Source organism: Flavobacterium silvisoli, assembly GCF_004329815.1.
GTDB classification, from domain to species: Bacteria; Bacteroidota; Bacteroidia; order Flavobacteriales; family Flavobacteriaceae; genus Flavobacterium; species Flavobacterium silvisoli.
In genome coordinates this window covers 228941-249392 of sequence record NZ_SJPE01000002.1, presented here as the reverse complement: position 1 = coordinate 249392, position 20452 = coordinate 228941, and the positions used below count along the sequence as shown (strand labels likewise).

19 protein-coding genes are annotated in these 20452 nt (G+C 40.8%); 11 read left to right on the top strand and 8 right to left on the bottom strand.

The features are described from left to right. Genes EZL74_RS03435 through panC form a run of 3 tightly spaced genes read right to left on the bottom strand, consistent with a single transcriptional unit; the run spans position 1 to position 2180 of the window. A complete protein-coding gene (locus EZL74_RS03435; RefSeq protein ID WP_131475189.1) occupies positions 1 to 963 on the bottom strand; it encodes a lysylphosphatidylglycerol synthase transmembrane domain-containing protein in 963 nt (320 codons plus the stop codon). 3 nt (positions 964 to 966) lie between these two features. Further along, positions 967 to 1317 carry an aspartate 1-decarboxylase gene (gene panD / locus EZL74_RS03430; protein ID WP_131475188.1) on the bottom strand — a complete coding sequence of 117 codons (351 nt, stop codon included), beginning with the start codon at positions 1315 to 1317 and terminating at the stop codon, positions 967 to 969. 14 nt (positions 1318 to 1331) lie between these two features. Then, the gene (gene panC / locus EZL74_RS03425) at positions 1332 to 2180 is read right to left on the bottom strand and encodes a pantoate--beta-alanine ligase (protein WP_131475237.1); all 849 of its coding nucleotides are present in this window, start codon (positions 2178 to 2180) and stop codon (positions 1332 to 1334) included. Positions 2181 to 2286: 106 nt separating this feature from the next. On the opposite strand from panC, the gene EZL74_RS03420 reads away from it, so the two are divergent. The 7 genes from EZL74_RS03420 to EZL74_RS03390 all read left to right on the top strand — a co-directional run bounded on the left by EZL74_RS03420 (position 2287) and on the right by EZL74_RS03390 (position 13660). Beyond that, complete coding sequence (locus EZL74_RS03420) at positions 2287 to 3093, top strand: glycogen/starch synthase (RefSeq protein ID WP_131475187.1); 807 nt, start codon at positions 2287 to 2289, stop codon at positions 3091 to 3093. A gap of 17 nt (positions 3094 to 3110) precedes the next feature. Continuing rightward, positions 3111 to 4979: a DUF4270 domain-containing protein gene (locus EZL74_RS03415; RefSeq protein WP_131475186.1), complete on the top strand. Its 1869-nt coding sequence runs from the start codon at positions 3111 to 3113 to the stop codon at positions 4977 to 4979. A 25-nt stretch (positions 4980 to 5004) separates the two neighbouring features. After that, positions 5005 to 6852: a glutamine--fructose-6-phosphate transaminase (isomerizing) gene (glmS, locus tag EZL74_RS03410; RefSeq protein ID WP_131475185.1), complete on the top strand. Its 1848-nt coding sequence runs from the start codon at positions 5005 to 5007 to the stop codon at positions 6850 to 6852. 284 nt (positions 6853 to 7136) lie between these two features. Beyond that, entirely contained in the window at positions 7137 to 9959 is a 2823-nt protein-coding gene (locus EZL74_RS03405) for a TonB-dependent receptor (protein ID WP_131475184.1), read from the top strand. Positions 9960 to 9992: 33 nt separating this feature from the next. Then, positions 9993 to 11579, top strand: coding sequence for a G-D-S-L family lipolytic protein (locus EZL74_RS03400; RefSeq protein ID WP_131475183.1), 1587 nt, complete (start codon positions 9993 to 9995; stop codon positions 11577 to 11579). A 215-nt stretch (positions 11580 to 11794) separates the two neighbouring features. Beyond that, positions 11795 to 13306 carry a F0F1 ATP synthase subunit beta gene (atpD, locus tag EZL74_RS03395; RefSeq protein WP_131475182.1) on the top strand — a complete coding sequence of 504 codons (1512 nt, stop codon included), beginning with the start codon at positions 11795 to 11797 and terminating at the stop codon, positions 13304 to 13306. Positions 13307 to 13378: 72 nt separating this feature from the next. Further along, on the top strand, positions 13379 to 13660 hold the full coding sequence (locus tag EZL74_RS03390) for a F0F1 ATP synthase subunit epsilon (RefSeq protein ID WP_131475181.1): 282 nt from the start codon (positions 13379 to 13381) through the stop codon (positions 13658 to 13660). Positions 13661 to 13720: 60 nt separating this feature from the next. On the opposite strand, the gene EZL74_RS13085 is transcribed toward EZL74_RS03390, so the two are convergent. From EZL74_RS13085 to EZL74_RS03380, 3 genes are read right to left on the bottom strand one after another with little or no spacing between them, the layout of a single operon-like run. Next, complete coding sequence (locus tag EZL74_RS13085; protein WP_154669975.1) at positions 13721 to 13885, bottom strand: GldL-related protein; 165 nt, start codon at positions 13883 to 13885, stop codon at positions 13721 to 13723. A 6-nt stretch (positions 13886 to 13891) separates the two neighbouring features. Beyond that, on the bottom strand, positions 13892 to 14104 hold the full coding sequence (locus EZL74_RS03385; RefSeq protein ID WP_131475180.1) for a helix-turn-helix domain-containing protein: 213 nt from the start codon (positions 14102 to 14104) through the stop codon (positions 13892 to 13894). Between the two features lie 3 nt (positions 14105 to 14107). Beyond that, positions 14108 to 14611 carry a DUF2975 domain-containing protein gene (locus EZL74_RS03380; RefSeq protein ID WP_131475179.1) on the bottom strand — a complete coding sequence of 168 codons (504 nt, stop codon included), beginning with the start codon at positions 14609 to 14611 and terminating at the stop codon, positions 14108 to 14110. A 119-nt stretch (positions 14612 to 14730) separates the two neighbouring features. Here EZL74_RS03380 and EZL74_RS03375 point away from each other — a divergent pair, with 119 nt between their 5' ends. From EZL74_RS03375 to bioA, 3 genes are all read left to right on the top strand, one after another. After that, positions 14731 to 15879 (top strand): aminotransferase class I/II-fold pyridoxal phosphate-dependent enzyme, encoded by a 1149-nt coding sequence (locus tag EZL74_RS03375; protein WP_131475178.1) that lies wholly within the window; start codon positions 14731 to 14733, stop codon positions 15877 to 15879. Between the two features lie 143 nt (positions 15880 to 16022). After that, the gene (gene bioD / locus EZL74_RS03370) at positions 16023 to 16640 is read left to right on the top strand and encodes a dethiobiotin synthase (protein ID WP_131475177.1); all 618 of its coding nucleotides are present in this window, start codon (positions 16023 to 16025) and stop codon (positions 16638 to 16640) included. 120 nt (positions 16641 to 16760) lie between these two features. After that, on the top strand, positions 16761 to 18032 hold the full coding sequence (gene bioA / locus EZL74_RS03365) for an adenosylmethionine--8-amino-7-oxononanoate transaminase (protein WP_131475176.1): 1272 nt from the start codon (positions 16761 to 16763) through the stop codon (positions 18030 to 18032). Positions 18033 to 18035: 3 nt separating this feature from the next. On the opposite strand, the gene EZL74_RS13230 is transcribed toward bioA, so the two are convergent. Further along, positions 18036 to 18257 carry a hypothetical protein gene (locus tag EZL74_RS13230; RefSeq protein WP_131475175.1) on the bottom strand — a complete coding sequence of 74 codons (222 nt, stop codon included), beginning with the start codon at positions 18255 to 18257 and terminating at the stop codon, positions 18036 to 18038. Between the two features lie 27 nt (positions 18258 to 18284). On the opposite strand from EZL74_RS13230, the gene EZL74_RS03355 reads away from it, so the two are divergent. Then, positions 18285 to 19457 (top strand): beta-ketoacyl synthase N-terminal-like domain-containing protein, encoded by a 1173-nt coding sequence (locus tag EZL74_RS03355; RefSeq protein ID WP_131475174.1) that lies wholly within the window; start codon positions 18285 to 18287, stop codon positions 19455 to 19457. Positions 19458 to 19717: 260 nt separating this feature from the next. Here EZL74_RS03355 and EZL74_RS03350 read toward each other — a convergent pair whose 3' ends face one another. Further along, entirely contained in the window at positions 19718 to 20188 is a 471-nt protein-coding gene (locus EZL74_RS03350; RefSeq protein ID WP_131475173.1) for a regulatory protein RecX, read from the bottom strand. Positions 20189 to 20452 lie beyond the last annotated feature (264 nt).

Here is a 20452-nt window from a genome sequence, read left to right as displayed (position 1 = left end):
TTATTTATTTCTGTTTAAAATAGGCAGGAATAAAAACGACAACCCTCCAAGAGCAATCATGAGAATGGTTTGTGAGGTCCAGACCAACCAACCGAAGGCGATTCCGGCCGGCTTATCCACGTGGTATAAAACGAAGATTTCGGCAATGACCAATGGATAAAATCCAAAGCCACTATTGGTGAATCCGATGGTAAGACTTCCGAAAATAAAGGCAATGACTACGGCTCCCATACCAATGTCGCTGGTTTCTTTCAATGCAAAGATGGTTACGTAAAACATCAAAAGGTAAGTGAACCAAATGAAGAACGAATGGAACAAAAAGGCCCATTTGTTTTCCATCTTTAGAATGCTGGTCATGCCCTCGATAAGGCCTGAAAATTTTTCTTTGAGTTTGTTTACTATTTCCCAATTTGAGTAAATCCAAATCAGCGTGAAAACGATGATTCCCAAGATTCCCAAAATGAGCAACAGGATGAGCTTTTCGTATGGAATTTTTTCTAACACATAGGATTTCAGCACGTTGAATTGTACGACAAAACCAATGAAAACGAAGAGGAAAAAGATGAGTAAGTCGACCACTCTTTCGGCTACTATGGTTCCGAAGGCTTTGTCGAACGGGATTTTTTCGTATTTTTTGAGGACCAAAGCTCTAGAAATTTCACCCGAACGCGGCACGGTGAGATTCATCAAGTAGGCAATGCAAACGGCCATGAAGTTATTGTGAAACTTTGCTTCGTAGCCCAGATGTTGCAAAGAGAATTTCCAGCGGTAAGCACGCGACCAAAATCCGAAAAGGGCAATAACCAACGAGAGGTAAATGTAGAAGTAGTCTGCGTTTTTAAAATAGCTTTTGATTTCGTTGATTTGGGCTTCGGTGAATGAATTGTACTGGTAAACGATGATGCCCACACCCAGAAGGAGCGGCACCAAAATTGACAACCATTTTCCGATTTGATTTTTCAAGGGTTATGTCAAGGAATTATCATTCTCGTTGGGGAAGACCAACCAAGGTTTGAATGTTTTTGCTTCTTCAAAATCCATCAGGGCATATGACATGATGATGACAATGTCTCCCTTGTGTACTTTTCGGGCGGCCGGGCCATTGAGTGTGATTTCGCCTGAATTTTTCGGGCCTTTGATGGCGTAGGTTTCGAAACGTTCTCCGTTGTTGATGTTGACAATGGATACCTTTTCACCCTCGATAAGGTTAGAGGCTTCCATCAGCGTCTCGTCTATGGTGATGCTGCCTATATAGTTTAAGTCGGCACCGGTAACTTTTACGCGGTGAATTTTAGATTTTACTACTTGAATTTGCATGGGGCAAAGGTAAATTAATTTAGTGAAATGGTATCTATCAATCTGACATTGTTGACAAAAACGGCTATGAAAGCGCGGTATTTTTCAGTCTCTTTTTTGGTATGACAAGGCTGCAAGGTAGCTTCATCGGCTATGGTAAAATATTCCAGTTCGAAACCGGGTTGTTTTTTGAATGTTTCTGCCACAAAAGCGGATACTTCATCAGCTGTCTTGGTTTCAAAAAGAGTTTTGGCCTGTGTCAGTGTTTTGAAAATGATGGCAGCTTGTTCTTTTTCTTCGGCGGATAATCTCTCGTTGCGTGAGCTCATGGCCAAACCGTTAGTTTCTCTGAAAATTGGACAGCCTATGATGTTGACCGGTATTTTCAGTTTTTCCACCATTTTTTTGATGATTTGCAGCTGTTGAAAATCTTTTTCGCCAAAATAAGCATTGGTGGGTTTTACGATTTCAAACAGACGTTTTACTATGGTGCCTACCCCGTCAAAGTGGCCGGGGCGGAACTGACCTTCCATTTGATGTTCCAATCCGTCAAAGTCGAAATGTTTGGAAACTGTATTCCCTTCGTAAATGTCGTCAACGCTGGGCGCAAAAACGATGATTTTATCGGAAACGGATTTTACTTTTTCAATATCGGCTTCGAGCGTTCGCGGGTATTTGGCAAGGTCTTCAGCATTGTTGAATTGGGTCGGATTGACAAAAATACTGATGACCACTGTAGTGTTGTGCAGCAATGCCTCTTTGAGCAGCGATAAGTGTCCCTGATGAAGTGCCCCCATAGTAGGCACAAAACCAATGGGAGCAGCTGCGTTTGAAATAGAAGTCAGATGAGAAACTAATTCATTTTGAGTGTTAAAAATGAGCATTGGCTTTCGGTAAATGAGTTGCAAACTTACTATTTTCATAAATAACTGCATAAATTTTTGTACTTTTGCCTGTTTTTTATTGCCAATAAATAAAGTAAAATAGATTATGGAAGATAAGAGGATATTGTATGTATCATCTGAAGTGGTGCCTTATCTGGCTGAAAATGAGGTTTCTTTAATGTCTTATGATGTTCCGAAAATGATTAATGATCAGGGAGGACAAATAAGAATTTTTATGCCGAGATATGGAAATATCAATGAAAGAAGGCATCAGCTGCATGAGGTTATCCGATTATCCGGAATGAATTTAGTGGTAAATGATTTAGACATGCCGTTGATTATCAAAGTGGCCTCCATTCCCAAAGAGCGTATTCAGGTTTACTTTATTGATAATGATGAATATTTTAAAAGAAAGGCAACTTTTAGTGATGAAGACGGGGTATTGTATCCGGATAATGATGAAAGAGCTATCTTTTTTGCCAAAGGCGTTGTAGAAACGGTAAAAAAATTAAACTGGGTTCCCGATATCATTCACGTTCACGGTTGGATGGCCAGTTTGTTGCCTATTTACATGAAACATTACTACAAAGATGAAGCATTATTTTCAGACACTAAAATAGTAACTTCCATTTACGGACAGTCGTTTGAGGGTACGTTGGATATGGAAATGATTAATAAAGTCAAGTTTGATAATATTCCGCACGATGCTGTGAAAGAGCTTGAGGTTCCGAATTATGAAAACCTGATGAAGGCATCCGTAAATCATTCAGACGGGGTGATTATTGCTTCCGAAAGCGTGCCTCCAAGTTTAACAAAATTTATAGAATCTTCAGGAAAACCTTTTTTACCTTTCGCCTCAAAAGAAAAATTTGCCGAAGCCTATACTACTTTTTACAAAAATATGCTTCCATAGAAAAACAGTATTTACTTATGTATAAACACTCATTTTTACGCCCAATTTTGATGATAGGACTGGTAACTGTCCTTTTTGTGTCTTGCGATAAAGATTTCGATCAATTGGGAACCGATATTGTGGCAGATGACCATTTTGGTGGTTTTGACAAGCCGGTATACCGTACGGTAAAGGCCTACAATCAGGATTTGGGTCCGGTAGCTTCCAATGATTTGCCGATAAATCCGCTCGGAATTTATGACAATCCTGCTTTCGGTTCTACCAAAGCCGATTTTGTTACGCAACTTGCCCTGTCAACCACTTCTCCGGTTTTTAACAATACCGATCCGACAAAGTTTGTGGCCCTTCCTTCAATGGATAGTGTGGTGTTGAATATTCCTTATTATTGTCATATTCCGAAAGATGCTACCATAACAGACGGGGTAAAGCCTTATGTGCTGGACTCTATTTACGGCAAAGCTGAATCTAAGTTTAAATTGAGTATTTATCGCTCCAATTATTATTTGAGAGACTTAGATCCGAATCAGGCTTTTGATGAAGAACAGTCCTATTACACGGATGACAATGTCATTGGGAACAACATTGACTATGCTTCGGGGGTATTGAATAATTCTTCCAATACTGCCGAGAACGTTGAGTTCTTTTTCAATCCTAAAGAGCACAAAACCACCACTTACGATGAGAACAATGAACCGGTTTATACGCGTTCTGCACCATCTATGCGTTTGCATTTAGACAATCAGTTCTTTTTGGATAAAATAATTTCTACTCCAACAGCCAACCTGTCGAGTCAGGCAACGTTTAAAAATTATTTCAGAGGCTTGTACTTTCAGGTTCAAAGTACGGGTAACGAAGGTAATATGGCTATGATGAATTTTGCTAAAGGAGACATCACCTTATACTACAAAGAGGATAAAATCACGCCTGATAATCCGTCTACCACCACCGTTAATGAATACAAAGTGGAGCGCATTTCTAAAACGTATGTGCTCACTTTAAAAGGAAACACCGTTAGTTTACAGAACAATTACAATCTGAATCCTAATTATGTTTACGGTATCAATCCGGCTAACAACAGCAACCCGGCGGGTGCAGGAAAGTTGTTCCTTAAAGGCGGGCAAGGTTCTATGGCCGTAGTTGAAATTTTCAGCAAAACTGATTTGAAAGGATTAGCCTTAAACCCGGATTACAATCCTAACCTTCCTATTAATGACGGCAACTCAAAATATTTGATTAGCCCTGATTACAATTCGAGCCTTCCCATCAGCGATACGAATCCCAAATATGTGATTACCGGTCCAAACGGGGTGTCGGATGAAATAGACGACATAAGAGCAAACGATTGGTTGATCAACGAAGCCAACCTTACCTTTACTATTGATGCCGGTTCCATGCAGGATGAAAAGACAGTAGAACCTAATCGCCTCTTTTTATATGATTTGGACAACAGTAAAATGCTGGTTGACTACACCTATGATTTCACTTCCAATAACGTTTATCCAAAGTACAACAAGTACGTTTACGGAGGACTTTTGCTTGACAGCGACGGAAAGATAGTGTCGCAAAAAAACGCTCAAGGAGCATATACCAGCACAAGAAAAGGAGCCAAATACAAAATCCGCATTACCAGTCACGTCAGAAATCTGATTAAGAAGGATTCTACTAATGTCAGACTCGGATTGGTAGTGACCGAGAACATCAACAGTTCGGATTTCAAGAAAAGAAAAACACCTATTACCGATGGCAGTAACATCAAGAAAGTGCCAACGATGTCGGTGATGAATCCTTTGGGAACCATTTTATACGGAACCGATATACCGGAAACCGATGTAAATTATGCCAAAAGATTAAAACTGGAAATTTATTACACCAAACCAAAAAACTGATACTAACTAATTAAGCAACATTATTATGTGTGGAATTGTTGGATATATTGGATACAGAGAAGCGTATCCTATCATTATAAAAGGACTGAAGCGATTAGAATACAGAGGGTATGACAGTGCCGGAATTATGTTGTACAACGGCAAAAATCTTCAGATTGCCAAAACCAAAGGAAAGGTCTCTGATTTAGAGTCAAAGTCATCAGATATTGCCCAATCGGCAGCAACCATAGGAATGGGACATACCCGCTGGGCAACTCATGGAGTTCCGAACGATATTAATTCGCATCCCCATGTTTCGAATTCTGGAAATCTGGTGATTATTCACAACGGAATTATCGAAAATTACGAGCCGTTAAAAAAGGAATTGCTGAACAGAGGCTATACTTTTTCATCGGATACAGATACTGAAGTTTTGATAAACCTGATTGAAGAAGTAAAGAAAAATGAAAAACTAAAATTAGGCAAAGCAGTCCAGGTGGCCCTGAACCAAGTAGTGGGGGCTTATGCTATTTGTGTTTTCGATAAAGAAAATCCGGATGAAATTGTGGTAGCCCGTTTGGGAAGTCCGCTGGCTATTGGTGTTGGTGAAAACGAATTTTTCATTGCTTCCGATGCCTCTCCGTTTATTGAATATACGTCTAACGCCATTTATTTAGAAGATGAGGAAATGGCCATCGTAAGGCTGCACAAACCTTTAAAAATCAGAAAAATTAAAGACGACTCATTGGTAGACCCTTATATACAGGAGCTTCAGATGAATTTGGAGCAAATTGAAAAAGGGGGGTATGATCATTTCATGCTGAAAGAAATCTATGAGCAACCTAATGTCATCAAAGATACCTACCGAGGAAGGCTTCATGCCAACAGTGGGATTGTTCAAATGGCGGGAGTAGAAGATAATTTAGAAAAATTTCTTCACGCGCAACGCATTTTAATTGTTGCCTGCGGAACGTCATGGCACGCCGGTTTAGTGGCCGAATACATTATAGAAGAGTTTACCCGCATACCGGTAGAGGTAGAATACGCCTCAGAGTTCCGATACCGAAATCCGATCATCAATCCTAACGACGTTGTGATTGCTATTTCGCAATCGGGTGAGACGGCCGATACCTTAGCGGCTATTAAGTTAGCTAAAGAAAAAGGAGCTTTTGTTTTTGGTGTATGTAATGTGGTTGGTTCTTCTATTTCAAGAGAAACACACGCAGGAGCTTATACCCATGCAGGCCCTGAGATTGGAGTGGCTTCAACCAAAGCTTTTACCACACAAATTACGGTATTGACCATGATTGCTCTGCGTTTGGCCAAAGCCAAAGGAACACTGTCTAATTCAGATTTCTACCGTTATCTGCAGGAATTAGAAGTTATTCCGGAAAAAGTACACGAAGCGTTGGAGTCTAATGAAAAAGCAAAAGAGATAGCGGCCAAATTTAAAGACGCTCCCAATTGTCTTTATCTGGGCAGAGGATACAATTTTCCGGTGGCTTTAGAAGGAGCTTTAAAGTTAAAAGAGATTTCTTATATTCATGCTGAGGGTTACCCGGCAGCTGAGATGAAACACGGTCCTATTGCATTAATCGATGAGCAGATGCCGGTGGTAGTTATTGCACCCAAACAAGGACATTATGATAAAGTGGTGAGTAACATTCAGGAGATTAAATCAAGAAGCGGTAAAATTATTGCCGTGGTGACCAAAGGTGATGTACAGGTTAAAGAACTTGCGGATCACGTAATCGAAATTCCGGAAACATCGGATGCTTTGTCTCCGTTGATTACTACTATACCGTTACAATTGTTATCATATCACATAGCAGTGATGAGAGGTTGTAATGTAGACCAGCCCAGAAATTTGGCTAAATCGGTTACGGTAGAATAAATAATTTTCTACAGATATAATGAGAAAGAGCGGGATTGATTCCCGCTTTTTTTATGTCATTATTTTTATGATTTATGCAAAAGAAATTCAATTTTATATGTACGCATAGTATTTTTTTTAGCAATATTATTAAAACGTTAATAATATCTTAAAAAACAATAAATAAAGGATTGTCAAAAAAGAGCCTGATTAGTAAATAATTGTCAAAATTACGAGGGATTTTCTAAGAATCAATAAAAAATAGTTGTACATTGGTTCCTTAAACCAACAAAATTTACAACCAAATGAGAATTTATTTATTTATCGTTTCCTTGTTTTTTTGCAGCATCAGTTTTGCGCAAACTTCAGTATCCGGTTCGGTAAAAGACGACAAAGGTCAGCCCGTGCCCGGAGCTAATGTCAAAGTTGTCGGAGAAAGCACCGGAACTATTGCCGACAGTGATGGTAATTTCAGTTTATCAACTGCCAAAAAACCGCCGTTCAGCATCGAAGTTTCCAGTGTGGGTTATGGAGTGAAAAAAGTGAGCATCACCTCTAACAACCAAAAAATTACCGTAGCACTGGCAGACGAAGAGACCAAATTGGATGAAATAATCGTTTCAGCATCCAGAACACCGGAACGCATTTTGGAATCACCTGTAACAGTGGAACGCATGGGGATTAATGACATTAAAAAGACGTCTTCGGCCACTTTTTATGAAGGATTGGAAAACCTGAAAGAGGTTCATTTTAATACCAGCAGTATGAACTTTAAATCCATTAATACCCGTGGATTTGCCACAGTAGCCAACAACCGTTTCATGCAATTAGTTGACGGCATGGATAACTCTTCTCCAGCGTTGAATTTTGTTTTAGGTAATTTAGTGGGGGTGTCAGAATTAGACATCGCCAGTGTTGAATTGCTTCCCGGAGCTTCATCAGCTCTTTATGGTGCCAATGCTTTTAACGGGATATTGTTTATGAACAGTAAAAGTCCGTTTACCAGCCAGGGTCTTAGTTTTTATGCCAAATACGGAATGACTTCTCAAAAGGTAGCCGGGGATAATGATTACTGGGATTTCGGAATAAGAGCGGCACATGCTTTCAGCAAACATTTTGCAGCCAAAGCTAATTTCACGTATACCAGAGCCACCGAGTGGATTCCGAATGACGAAAGAAGTGTCAGCGGCGGAACCATAGGACACGCCAACAACCAAAACTATGACGGATTGAATTTATATGGTGATGAAGTGACTACTTTCATCAGAGATGTAGGTCAGGTTTCAAGAACCGGTTATGCCGAAAAAGATTTAAATGACAATAAGCTTGAGAACATCAAAGCTGATTTCTCGGTTCACATCAAACCGTGGGCTAATGATTTTGAAATTATCGGAACCCATAAAATAGGAGTTGGAAACACAGTGTATCAGGGAGCAAACCGATACAGACTGGAAAATTTCATTATGCAACAAAGTAAGATAGAAATCAAAAACCGCAACTTCTTTGTGCGCGCTTACATGACAACAGAAGATGCCGGAGATTCCTATGATATGCGTTTTGCGGCATGGAACATAAACAGAACCTGGAAAGCAGACAAAAACTGGTTCACGGATTACGCCACGGCTTTCCTAAATTCACAAATACAGTTGGGCGCTACCGCTACTCAAGCCGCTGCATTGGCCCGCAACTTTGCCGATTTTAATATTTCACCAACAGGATTGGCTACGCCTTTAACGCCTTATGTTGACCCTGAAAATCCGAATGCACCAACCGGAATTCGTTACGAGCCTGGAACTCCTCAGTACAACAACGCATTAACAGCGGTTAGACAAGATTCTAATTTTGCTACCGGAGCTAAGTTTATTGACAACTCCAAAATTTACCATTCCGATGTGAATTACAACTTCAAAGAGTTGATTAAATATGCCGAGTTTCAATTGGGAGGATCGTTTAGAAGATATTCGTTAGACTCCAAAGGAACCATCTTTACCGATAAAGACAGTGGTATTGATTACGATGAGTACGGAGCCTATGTTCAGATGCAGAAAAAGTTCATGAAAGACGAACGCCTTAAATTTACAGGATCATTGCGTTACGACAAATCTCAATTGTTTGACGGTCAGTTTTCACCAAGAATTTCCTTCGTATATACAGCGGGTGTAAATAAAAATCACAATTTCAGAGCATCTTTCCAAACCGGATTCAGAAATCCAACAACACAGGATTTATACATCGGTTTAAATTTAGGACCATTTGCTTTGATCGGTTCCGAAGCCTCTAACTTAACAAGATACCATGAAACTCTGCCGGTAAGTTCGGAAGCAATAGCAGCCGGACAAGATCCTACCGTAAGTTTCAGTGGGGTTGATGCCTACACAAGACCCGCTTACACAGAAGCATCCATTAAACAATTTGACCAAACACAAGATCCTTCAGTTTTAAAATTAGCGACTAAACCTAATTTGGTTAAACCGGAACAAGTAAAAGCTTTTGAGTTGGGATACAAAACCGTTTTAGAAAACGGATTATCTGTTGATTTGAATGGATACTACAACATGTACAACGACTTCTTGAGTACCAGTCGCCTGGTATTGCCATACTATGGAGTAGCTCAGGAAAATCTTCCGTATACTGATGAAGCTATTGATGCCGTGAGAAGAAAAGACAGAAGAACATTCCAAATCTATTCTAATTCGGCCACTACTATCAATTCATTCGGATTTGGAGTTGGCTTGGCTAAAAAAGTGTATAAAGATTTTGAATTGGGAATCAATTACAACCACGCACAGTTTGATTTTGATCAGGCCAAAGATCCTTCTTTTATTGCAGGATTCAACACTCCTAAACACAGAATTAAGGGATCATTCGGGAATCCTAAATTGTTTAAAAATTTCGGATTTAACGTCAATGCCAGATGGAGTGACGAATACATGTGGCAGTCTTCTTTTGCCGATGGTACTATCCCGGCCATTACGGTATTCGACGCCCAAATCAGTTATGCTATTCCAACCTTAAAATCGGTGATTAAATTCAGCGGTTCTAACATTGGAGGCAAAGATTATTTACAAGTAATTGGTGCCGGTAGAATTGGCCAAATGTATTTGGTTAGTTTGACGATTAATCCTTAATTCTTTACATCAACAATTTTAAATTAAAATATCATGATAAAAAATTTCAAATGGCTACTCTTGGTTTCTCTAACCTTTGTAGCATGTAATTCGGATGAAACAGATATTTCAGGTATAGAACCGGAAGTGCCGGCAACAGCAGGAACGGCGGATTTTTCTAAATATGTGGCTTTGGGGAATTCACTCACAGCCGGTTTTAGTGATGGTGCTTTATTTGCAGCCGGACAAAACAATGCTTATCCTAAGTTGTTGGCCGAACAGTTTGCACTGGTAGGCGGCGGTGAGTTTAAAATACCATATATGAATGACAATTTGGGAGGAATGCTATTGGGAGGAATGCCGATATTGGGCAACCGATTGGTGGTTTTGGGATTCAATCCCGATGGAACTCCGAACATAGGCAGCTTGCCCGGAACACCTACTACTGATGTGACCACTCATTTAACCGGACCTTTCAATAATATGGGAGTGCCCGGGGCGAAAAGTTTTCATCTGTTGGCACCGGGTTACGGGAACATAGCCGGATTGCTTTCCGGTCAGTCTAACCCTTATTTTGTGCGTTTTGCTTCTTCGGCTACAGCCCGAATTATTGATGATGCGATGGCGCAAAATCCAACTTTCTTTTCTTTATGGATTGGAAATGTTGATGTGTTGTCGTACGCTACATCGGGAGGTACCGGTATTGATCAAACCGGAAATCTTAATCCGGCCACTTACGGGTCTAACGATATAACCGATCCGACCGTTTTCGGACAAACTTACAGCGGTCTTTTGGATGCACTTACCGGTAACGGTGCTAAGGGGGTTGTGGCCAATATTCCTTATGTGAATACGGTGCCTTTCTTTACCACTGTGCCCTACAATCCTCTTACGTCAAGTTTAATTGGAGGTGGTAATGTGGCTGTTGGTGATGCGACTATCGACCAGTTGAATGCTTCTTTATACGGACCCTTGAAACAAGCCTTGAGTGCGTTTGGAGCCGGTGACCGAATCAATTTGTTGTCAAAAACCAAAGGAAACCCGCTATTGATCAAAGACGAAACTTTGTCCGATTTAACCGCTGAGTTGACCGCTGCATTTACACCGACCTTGGGACCTACAAATGCTGCGTTCTATGGTTTGGTTTTTGGTCAGGCCCGACAAGCGACCAGTGCTGATTTAGTGCTTTTGTCTACTAAATCTGCCATCGGAGCGGCACCAACAGCGGCTGATTCAGGTTTGGGAATTGCCCCTCCGTTTCCGCTAAATAAGTTTGGCGTGACTTACCCGTTGCAGGACAAACATATCCTGATTCCTTTTGAAAGTAATAAAATAAAAGTGGCTACAGATGCCTATAATGTTTCAATCAAATCATTATCTGAAGCGAAAGGATTGGCCTTTGTTGATGTAAACGGTCTGATGGTGAAGTTATCGGTAGGAGGAGTTATTTTTGATGATTTCCACATGACTTCTGACTTCCTGAAAGGAGGTGCTTTCAGTTTAGACGGAATTCACATCACCGCCCGAGGAAATGCTTATATTGCTAATAAATTCATTGAGGCTATCAATGCTACTTACAAAGCTACTATTCCGCTTAAAAAAGCAAAAGATTATCAGGCGTCTTATCCGCCTATGCTTTAAAATACAAAGCAATACCATTACAAAACCATCTGTTTTTACAGATGGTTTTTTGTTTTACGGCTAGACTGATGAATTTTTGAAAGGTAATTATTTAAAAAATAAACAAAAAAACTTGATTTAAGTATTGATTTTTAAAATAGAAAAATTACCTTTGCGCTCTGAAAAAAGAGGTGTTTTTTTCAAGCCTAAATAGCTATTTAATAAATACATAAACAATGTCAAAAGCAATAGGAAAAGTTTCGCAAATCATCGGTCCGGTAGTAGACGTAGTATTTGACAACAAAGATGTTGAGTTACCAAAAATTTATGACTCATTAGAAATCGTTAATCCAAACGGATCAAAATTAATACTTGAAGTGCAATCTCACATTGGAGAGAATACAGTTCGTACCATCTCTATGGAAGCTACAGACGGCTTGAGCAGAGGTACTGCAGTAACAGCTACAGGTGCTCCCATCCAGATGCCAATCGGGGCAGATGTTTACGGACGTTTGTTTAACGTAGTTGGAGATGCTATCGATGGTTTAGGAGATTTACCAAAAGACGGTGCTAACGGAATGCCAATTCACAAACAAGCGCCAAAGTTCGAAGATTTATCCACTTCAACTGAAGTTTTATTTACAGGAATTAAAGTAATCGATTTGATTGAGCCTTACGCCAAAGGAGGTAAAATTGGATTGTTTGGTGGTGCCGGAGTAGGTAAAACCGTATTGATTCAGGAGTTGATTAACAATATCGCCAAAGGTCACGGAGGTCTTTCTGTATTCGCAGGAGTAGGAGAACGAACCCGTGAAGGAAATGACTTGCTTCGTGAGATGTTAGAGTCGGGCATTATCAAATACGGAGAAGAATTCATGCACTCTATGGAAAATGGAGGATGGGACTTGTCTAAAGTTGACAAACCGGGCATGAGAGAGTCAAAAGCTACTTTCGTATTCGGACAAATGAATGAGCCACCAGGAGCTCGTGCTCGTGTAGCCCTTTCAGGATTATCAATTGCGGAATACTTCCGTGACGGAGCAGGTTCAGATCAAGGAAAAGACGTATTGTTCTTCGTAGACAACATCTTCCGTTTTACTCAAGCAGGTTCTGAGGTATCGGCGTTGTTAGGACGTATGCCTTCAGCGGTAGGTTACCAACCAACCTTGGCTACTGAGATGGGTGCGATGCAAGAGCGTATTACTTCTACTAAAAAAGGATCGATTACATCCGTACAAGCGGTATATGTACCTGCGGATGACTTAACCGACCCGGCACCGGCAACCACGTTTGCTCACTTGGATGCTACAACCGTATTGTCTCGTAAAATTGCTGAGTTAGGTATTTATCCTGCGGTAGATCCTTTGGATTCTACTTCTCGTATCCTTACTCCGCTTATCTTAGGAAATGAGCACTATGACTGTGCGCAAAGAGTAAAAGAGATTCTTCAAAAATACAAACAATTACAAGACATCATCGCCATCTTAGGTATGGAAGAGTTGTCTGAAGAAGATAAATTAGCCGTATCGCGTGCGCGTCGTGTACAACGTTTCTTGTCACAGCCGTTCCACGTAGCGGAGCAGTTTACCGGTATACCGGGAGTATTGGTTGACATCAAAGATACCATCAAAGGATTCAACATGATCATTGACGGTGAATTAGACCACTTGCCAGAGGCTGCTTTCAACTTGAAAGGAACCATTGAAGACGTTATCGAGGCGGGTCAAAAAATGTTAGCGGAAGCGTAATCAATTATGAATTACGAATTACGAATGAATAATTTTCGTAAGTCGTAATTTCAAATTCGTAATTAAAAATTTATGATTTTAGAAATAGTATCACCGGAAGCTACATTATTCAGAGGCGAGGTAACCTCAGTTTCCCTACCGGGTGTTGACGGTTCGTTCCAGATTTTGAACAACCACGCGCCTATAGTTTCTATCTTAAAACAAGGTACCGTATCCATAGCGGCTCAAAGTTTTAAATTCGATAAAGAAGTAGCCGGAAAGTTTACCAAAGTAAATGACCAGAACTACACTTTGGAGATTGCCTCAGGGACTATTGAAATGAAAGACAATAAAGTAATCGTATTAGCTGACTAATCGCGATTTACTAATCAAAAAAAAGCCCAACACTATGTTGGGCTTTTTTTATTTCCGAATTTATTTTTTTAGTGATTTGATTACTAAAGCAGCCAGGACATAAGCTTCAAGAGCCAGTCCGGCTATCAGTATGTATTTTGAAAATTCATGATGCATGATTTTTATCAAGGCTCCGATTACGACAAGTATCATTCCAACCACCAACAGTATAAGTTCTTTTTTCATAATTATTTAGTTTTTTTCGTTTACATATTCTAAAATATCACCAGGCTGGCATTCCAATACCTCGCAAATGGCTTCGAGAGTTGAGAAGCGCACGGCTTTGGCTTTACCGGTTTTTAAGATGGAGAGGTTTGCGGTGGTGATGCCGATTTTCTCCGCCAGCTCGTTGGAGCGCATTTTGCGTTTGGCCAACATCACATCCAGATTTAAAATGATAGGCATGGCTTAAATCGTTAATTCGTTTTCTTCCTTCATGGTTTTGGCCATCGTAAATACTTCGGAAAGGACTTTGAAAAATAAGCCCAAAGCCAATAGGTACAGGAATGGTCCGTAGCCAAATTGGATGCTAATGTCACCGTGTTTCAGGTTCGAAATCAAATCGGTGAGTAAGTAAATGAAGGAAGATACCATCACCAGCGTTCCTATTTTATCCAATAGATGACAGGTCGTTCCTTCAAAAATTTCCCTGTTGCTGAAGCTTTTCAACAGTTTTCTGAAAAAGTATACGGCGTACAGCAATAAACCAAAATTTGCCAGGCATAATGCCAATGCTAATTTGCCCCATGTATTGTTTATGTCTACATGGGTTCCCATCATGGTAATCGGGATGTCAAAAGGTTCTTTGTCTATCAGGACCATAACCGCAAAGACCAAAATCAACGGATAGCAAAATAACGACATGATCCAAATGAAGTCGACAATCGTTTTGAGTAAGTGTAGTTTTTTCATGAGAATTGGCGTTTTAGTTTCAGCAAATATAAAATAATTATTGATAAACAATAATAAATTGATAAAAAACAATAATTATTTTGCAATTGAATCCTAAATCGTTCCTTATATTTGTACCGATGAAACTGCCCAAAATACTACAGGAAAAGCTTTTTCAACGCGAAACGGATAACGCTTTGCGACAGTTGCCTTCGGGGAATACGTTAGTCGATTTTGCGTCTAATGATTATTTGGGTTTTGCCCAAAACGAAACTATTTTCAACGAGGCGCATCAGTATCTTTTGGAACACAAAATAAAGAGTAACGGAGCTACCGGCTCCCGATTGCTGACCGGAAATCACAAAATATACCCAATGGCTGAAGAAAAGATTGCCCGTTTTCATCAGTCGGAGTCGGCTTTACTTTTTAATTCGGGCTACGATGCTAATGTGGGCTTTTTCAGTGCAGTGCCTCAACGGAACGATGTGGTGTTGTACGACGAATTGTGTCATGCTTCCATCCGAGACGGAATTCAGATGGGTCATGCCAAATCCTATAAGTTTGGACATAATGACTTTGTTGGGCTGGAAAAATTGATTCAGAAGCTGCCTCAAACGACCGTATATATCGTTACCGAATCTGTCTTTTCTATGGATGGTGATGCGCCTAATTTGGAAGAATTGGCACAATTGGCAGAAAAGTACAGTGCCTATCTGGTCATTGATGAAGCCCATGCTTTGGGGGTGTTTGGTTGTGCCGAAACTAATGGGGGAGCAGGACTGGTTCAGCAATTGAATTTGCAGGATAAAATATTTGCCCGCATCATGACCTTCGGAAAAGGACTGGGATGCCACGGAGCGGCAGTATTGGGGAGTTCAGATTTGAAGCAATATTTAATCAACTTTGCGCGAAGTTTTATATACACCACAGGCTTGTCTCCGCATGCGGTTGCCACGATAGTAGTTGCCTATCGACATTTGGAACAGGAACAAAAGGCGTTAGCCGCACTGAAGCATACTATTGCATTCTTCAACCAAGAGAAATTGCGCTTGGGGCTGAAACCGCTTTTTGTTTACAGCAAATCGGCTATACAATGCGCGATTATTCCGGGAAATGAAAACGTAAAACGCATCGCCGGGCAACTGCAGGAAAACGGGTTTGATGTTAAGCCTATTCTTTCACCTACCGTTCCCGAAGGACAGGAGCGTTTGCGTTTTTGTTTACACAGTTACAATTCTGAAGCCGAAATTACCCGTGTGTTGGAAATGTTAGCTACTTTTGTGTTCTGAAAAAAACAGGGTAATGATTTAACCGCAAAGTGTCAAAAAGATACCCATAACCGCAGAGATTTTCTTTGTGACTTTGTTTTTCCTTATGCCTTTTGTGGTGCCCGTTTTCAAATGATTAAATAAATACCCAAAGCAAAAAGATTATGAAAGTATTCATCACAGGAATTGGTACCGATGTGGGTAAAACAGTAGCCTCTGCCATCGTAACTCAGGCGCTCGAAGCCGATTATTGGAAACCTGTACAAGCCGGCGATTTAGATCACAGCGATTCACACAAAGTACAAGCGCAAGTACAGAATCCCCATTCGAAATTTCATCCCAATGCTTATGCATTGAATACTCCTGCCAGTCCGCATTTGTCAGCGGCTCTGGACGGAATCACCATTGACCTGAAAGCCATTAAAGAGCCCCAAACTAAAAATCATCTGGTAGTAGAAGGAGCCGGTGGGGTTTTGGTTCCGCTGAACGATACCGATTGTGTCATCGATTTGATTCAGAAAGACTATAAAGTAATCGTAGTGTCGCGCCATTATCTGGGCAGTATTAATCATACGCTGTTGACCATAGAAGCTTTGAAAAGCCGTGAAATCAACGTGGCCGGAATCATCTTTTCGGGCGATGAAAATAAGGCTACAGAATCAATTATTTTGAATAAAACCGGACTGGCTATGATAGGCAGAATTGACAACGAACCGTATTTTGATGCTAATGTCATCGCTTATTATGCCGATAAATTCCGTGAAAATCTTTTGAAATTGTAAGTTAAGAAGACATGAGATGATAGACGGATAGATAATAGACTGTCGCAGTATTTTATCTGTTTTTCATTTCTACTTCTTACTCTGTTATTTTATTGTTTCTCCTCATATTCTCTAAAAAAAATGAACTTATCAGAAAAAGACCAGCTCTACAACTGGCATCCCTATACACAACACAAAACCACGGGCTTACTGCCTGCCATTGTTAAGGGCGAAGGCGCTTTGCTTTGGGAAGACAGCGGTAAAGAATACATAGATGCCATTGCGTCCTGGTGGGTGAATCCGTTTGGGCATTCCAATAAAGTGATTGCCGATGCGATTTACCAACAGCTTACTACGCTGGAGCACGTTCTGTTTGGCGGTTTTACACATAACCGAGCGGTAGAACTTTCGGAGAAGTTACTCGCTATTTTGCCCTCTAACCAAAAGAAAATCTTTTATTCCGATAACGGTTCTACGGCGGTGGAAGTCGCTTTGAAAGGTGCTTTGCAGTACTATTACAACAAAGGTGAAAAACGAACCAAGGTTATTGCCTTTGAAGATGCGTTTCACGGGGATACCTTTGGAGCTATGGCGGCCAGCGGAATTACTTTTTATACCGAAGCTTTTCAGGGTTCAATGTTGGAAGTTGTGCGTATTCCGGTGCCTACAGCCGGTAACGAAGAGAGAAGTCTGAATGCTTTGCGGGAATTGACCGCTACTGAGGAATACGCCGCTTTTATTTTTGAACCTTTAGTGCAAGGGGCTGCAGGGATGGTTATGTATCCGGCGGAAGTGTTAGACCAAATGATTGCCATTTGCCGGAAGCATCAGGTATTTGCCATTGCTGATGAAGTGATGACCGGTTTCGGGAAAACGGGGAAGACGTTTGCCTCCGATTATTTGGTGAACAAGCCCGATATGATGTGTTTGTCCAAAGCTCTTACCGGAGGAACCATTCCGATGGCCATTACTACTTTTACTCAGGAAGTGTTTGACGGATTTTATAATGAAGATGTGAACAAAGCTTTGTTTCACGGACATACTTTTACCGCCAATCCAACGTGTTGTGCTGCAGCTATAGCCAGTATAGGTTTGTTGGAAACGCCCGAGATGCAACATAATATTGTTCGGATTAATACTAAGCATTTGGCTTTTGAAGCTCAAATTAAACAGCATCCCAAAGTTCAAACGACCCGGGTGCTGGGAGTGATTTTTGCACTCGAGATTAAGACTGAAGGGCAAGAGAGTTATTATGGCGGCATGCGCAACAAGTTGTATAATTTCTTTATTGAAAATGGGGTTATACTGCGTCCGGTGGGGAATATTGTATATATCATTCCGCCTTATATCATGACGGATGAACAGCTTGACAGGGTGTACAGCGTTATTGAACGAGCGGTTGAGATGGTTTAGGGTTTAGTCGGTTTGCGTATTGAAGTGCTCTTCGGCTCTTGGGCCCTTCGACAGGCTCAGGGTGACATTGGTTTTTCTGATTGGATTTTGCTTGGGTTGTGCTTCGACAGGCTCAGCATGACATTGGTTTTTCTGATTGGATTTTGCTTGTGGGTCTGTAAGGATTGCTGATTTTTTCATGCACAAAAACACGGCAAATTGTACTGAAGTACGGAAGAGTTTCACGACCTTTGCGCTTCAGAAAACACGATTTTGAAAACCAAGATTGCCATTACTTCTTTTGCTTCCGTTTCGCCTCTGGGGTCTACACCCGAAGCGATTTGGGAGAATTATCTTTTGCCTGAAACGTTCATTTCGACTCAAACTTTTGCGGGGAAAAAGCAGTTTGTTGCCACTATTCCGCAGGATGTTAAAGCAGAGTTGGAACTTTTGCGTAAAGAAGATATTAAATATAAAGCCTTAGACGAAACCGTTTTATTGGCTTTGCTGACTTCGAGGAAAGCGATGCAAGAGGCGGGTTGGCAAAAAGGCGATGATTTTGGAGTAAATATAGGTTCTTCTCGCGGGGCTACTCAGTTGTTTGAAAAATTTCACGAAGAGTTTTTGACTACCGGTAAAACGGCTACTTTGACGTCGCCTACAACTACTTTGGGCAATATATCTTCTTGGGTGGCTCATGATTTAAAAAGCAGAGGACCCGAGATTTCACATTCTATTACTTGTTCTACGGCCTTGCATGCTGTCTTGAATGCGGTGGCCTGGTTGCAATCGGGTTTGGCGACTAAGTTTTTGGTGGGAGGGAGTGAGGCTCCGTTGACTCCCTTTACTTTGGCCCAAATGCAGGCGTTAAAGATTTATGCGACCCCTGATGAGCAACAGACGGAACCTGTAGAATGGCCTTGTCGTGCCTTTGATTTGACCAAAACCAAAAACTCTATGGTATTGGGTGAAGGGGCAGCAATGGCATGTTTGGAGCCCGGTGAAAATGCAAAAGCATTGGGCTATATAACCGGAATTGGTTTTGCAACCGATGATTTGGAGCACAATATTTCTATTTCGGAAGAGGCTAATTGTTTTCAAAAATCGATGCTGATGGCTTTGGAGGGTACGGCTCTTGATACCGTTGACGCAGTAGTGATGCACGCTCCGGGAACGGTAAAAGGCGATCTTTCGGAGTACCGAGCGATTCAGAAAACGTTTGGCAGTCACCTTCCGATGCTTACGACTAATAAATGGAAGATCGGCCATACTTTTGGGGCTTCGGGGATTTTGAACTTAGAGTTGGCCCTGCTCATGATGCAACATCAAATCTTCGTTGGTGTACCTTTTGGCGAAAGCCAAACTCTCAGAAAAGAAATTAAAAAAGTCCTGATTAACGCCGTGGGTTTTGGCGGTAATGCGGTGAGTATTTTAGTTTCAAAATAACAAGGTTAACGCTTCAATCACAATTTACTTTTTTTGAAAGACGGTGGTGTTGCCCTTTGACAGGCTCAGGATGACATTGGTTTTTCTGATTGGGTTTTGCTTGGGTTGTGCTTCGACAGGCTCAGCATGACATTGGTTTTTTGATTGTGATTTTTTTTGTTTTTCGGCCCTTCGACAGGCTCATGGTGACAATGTTTTTCTCATGGGATTTTGCTTGGGTTGCCCTTCGACAGGCTCAGGGTGACATTGGTTTTGATGGGTTATTCTTTTTCTAACTGTTTTACTTTTTCGTATACCCAATCGCTTTCCCAGCCTTTGCGGAGGAGGTAGTCGCAGAATTTTTTTCTTTTTTTAAGTTGGTTTTTCTCGGTAATGCTATCCCAGGTCTTTTCGGCTATTTTTTCGAAGGTTTCTGTGTATTCCTCATTACTGATTTCGGTTAGGGCTAATTTGATGTTGGTGGCTGATATGTGTCGTGCTTTGAGTTCGGTAATGATGCGGTTGTGGCCCCAGAACTTGATGCGGTGTTTACCCCGGGCAAAACTGCGGGCAAAGCGTTCTTCGTTGAGGAAATTGTTTTCTATGAGGCTGACTATCAGTAAATCGTCTTCGGGTTTTTGAATGCCCAACTGTTTTAGTTTTGAAGCTACTTCCTGATGGCAACGCTCCTGATAGGCGCAATAGTGCTCGAGTTTTTTTAGGGCTTCGGTAAAGGATATTTTTTCGGACATGTGGCGGCGTTTGCTGACAACCACAAATGTAGCGAATTACCGTTTAGGAAGCGAGGCCTTAAAATGAAAAATTATTCTGATAAAAAATAATTGCATCGACTCAGTCTAAAACTATAAAATTGTAAATAAAAACTTTAATTTCAACTTACTTTTCTTAAATGTTAAAAAACATATCGTTTTATTAATAACTTCTTAATATGAAGCGGTTGGATTTTAGTAATTTAGATGTAGTTTTGCTTCCCCCATTTCTACTGACAGTTCTTA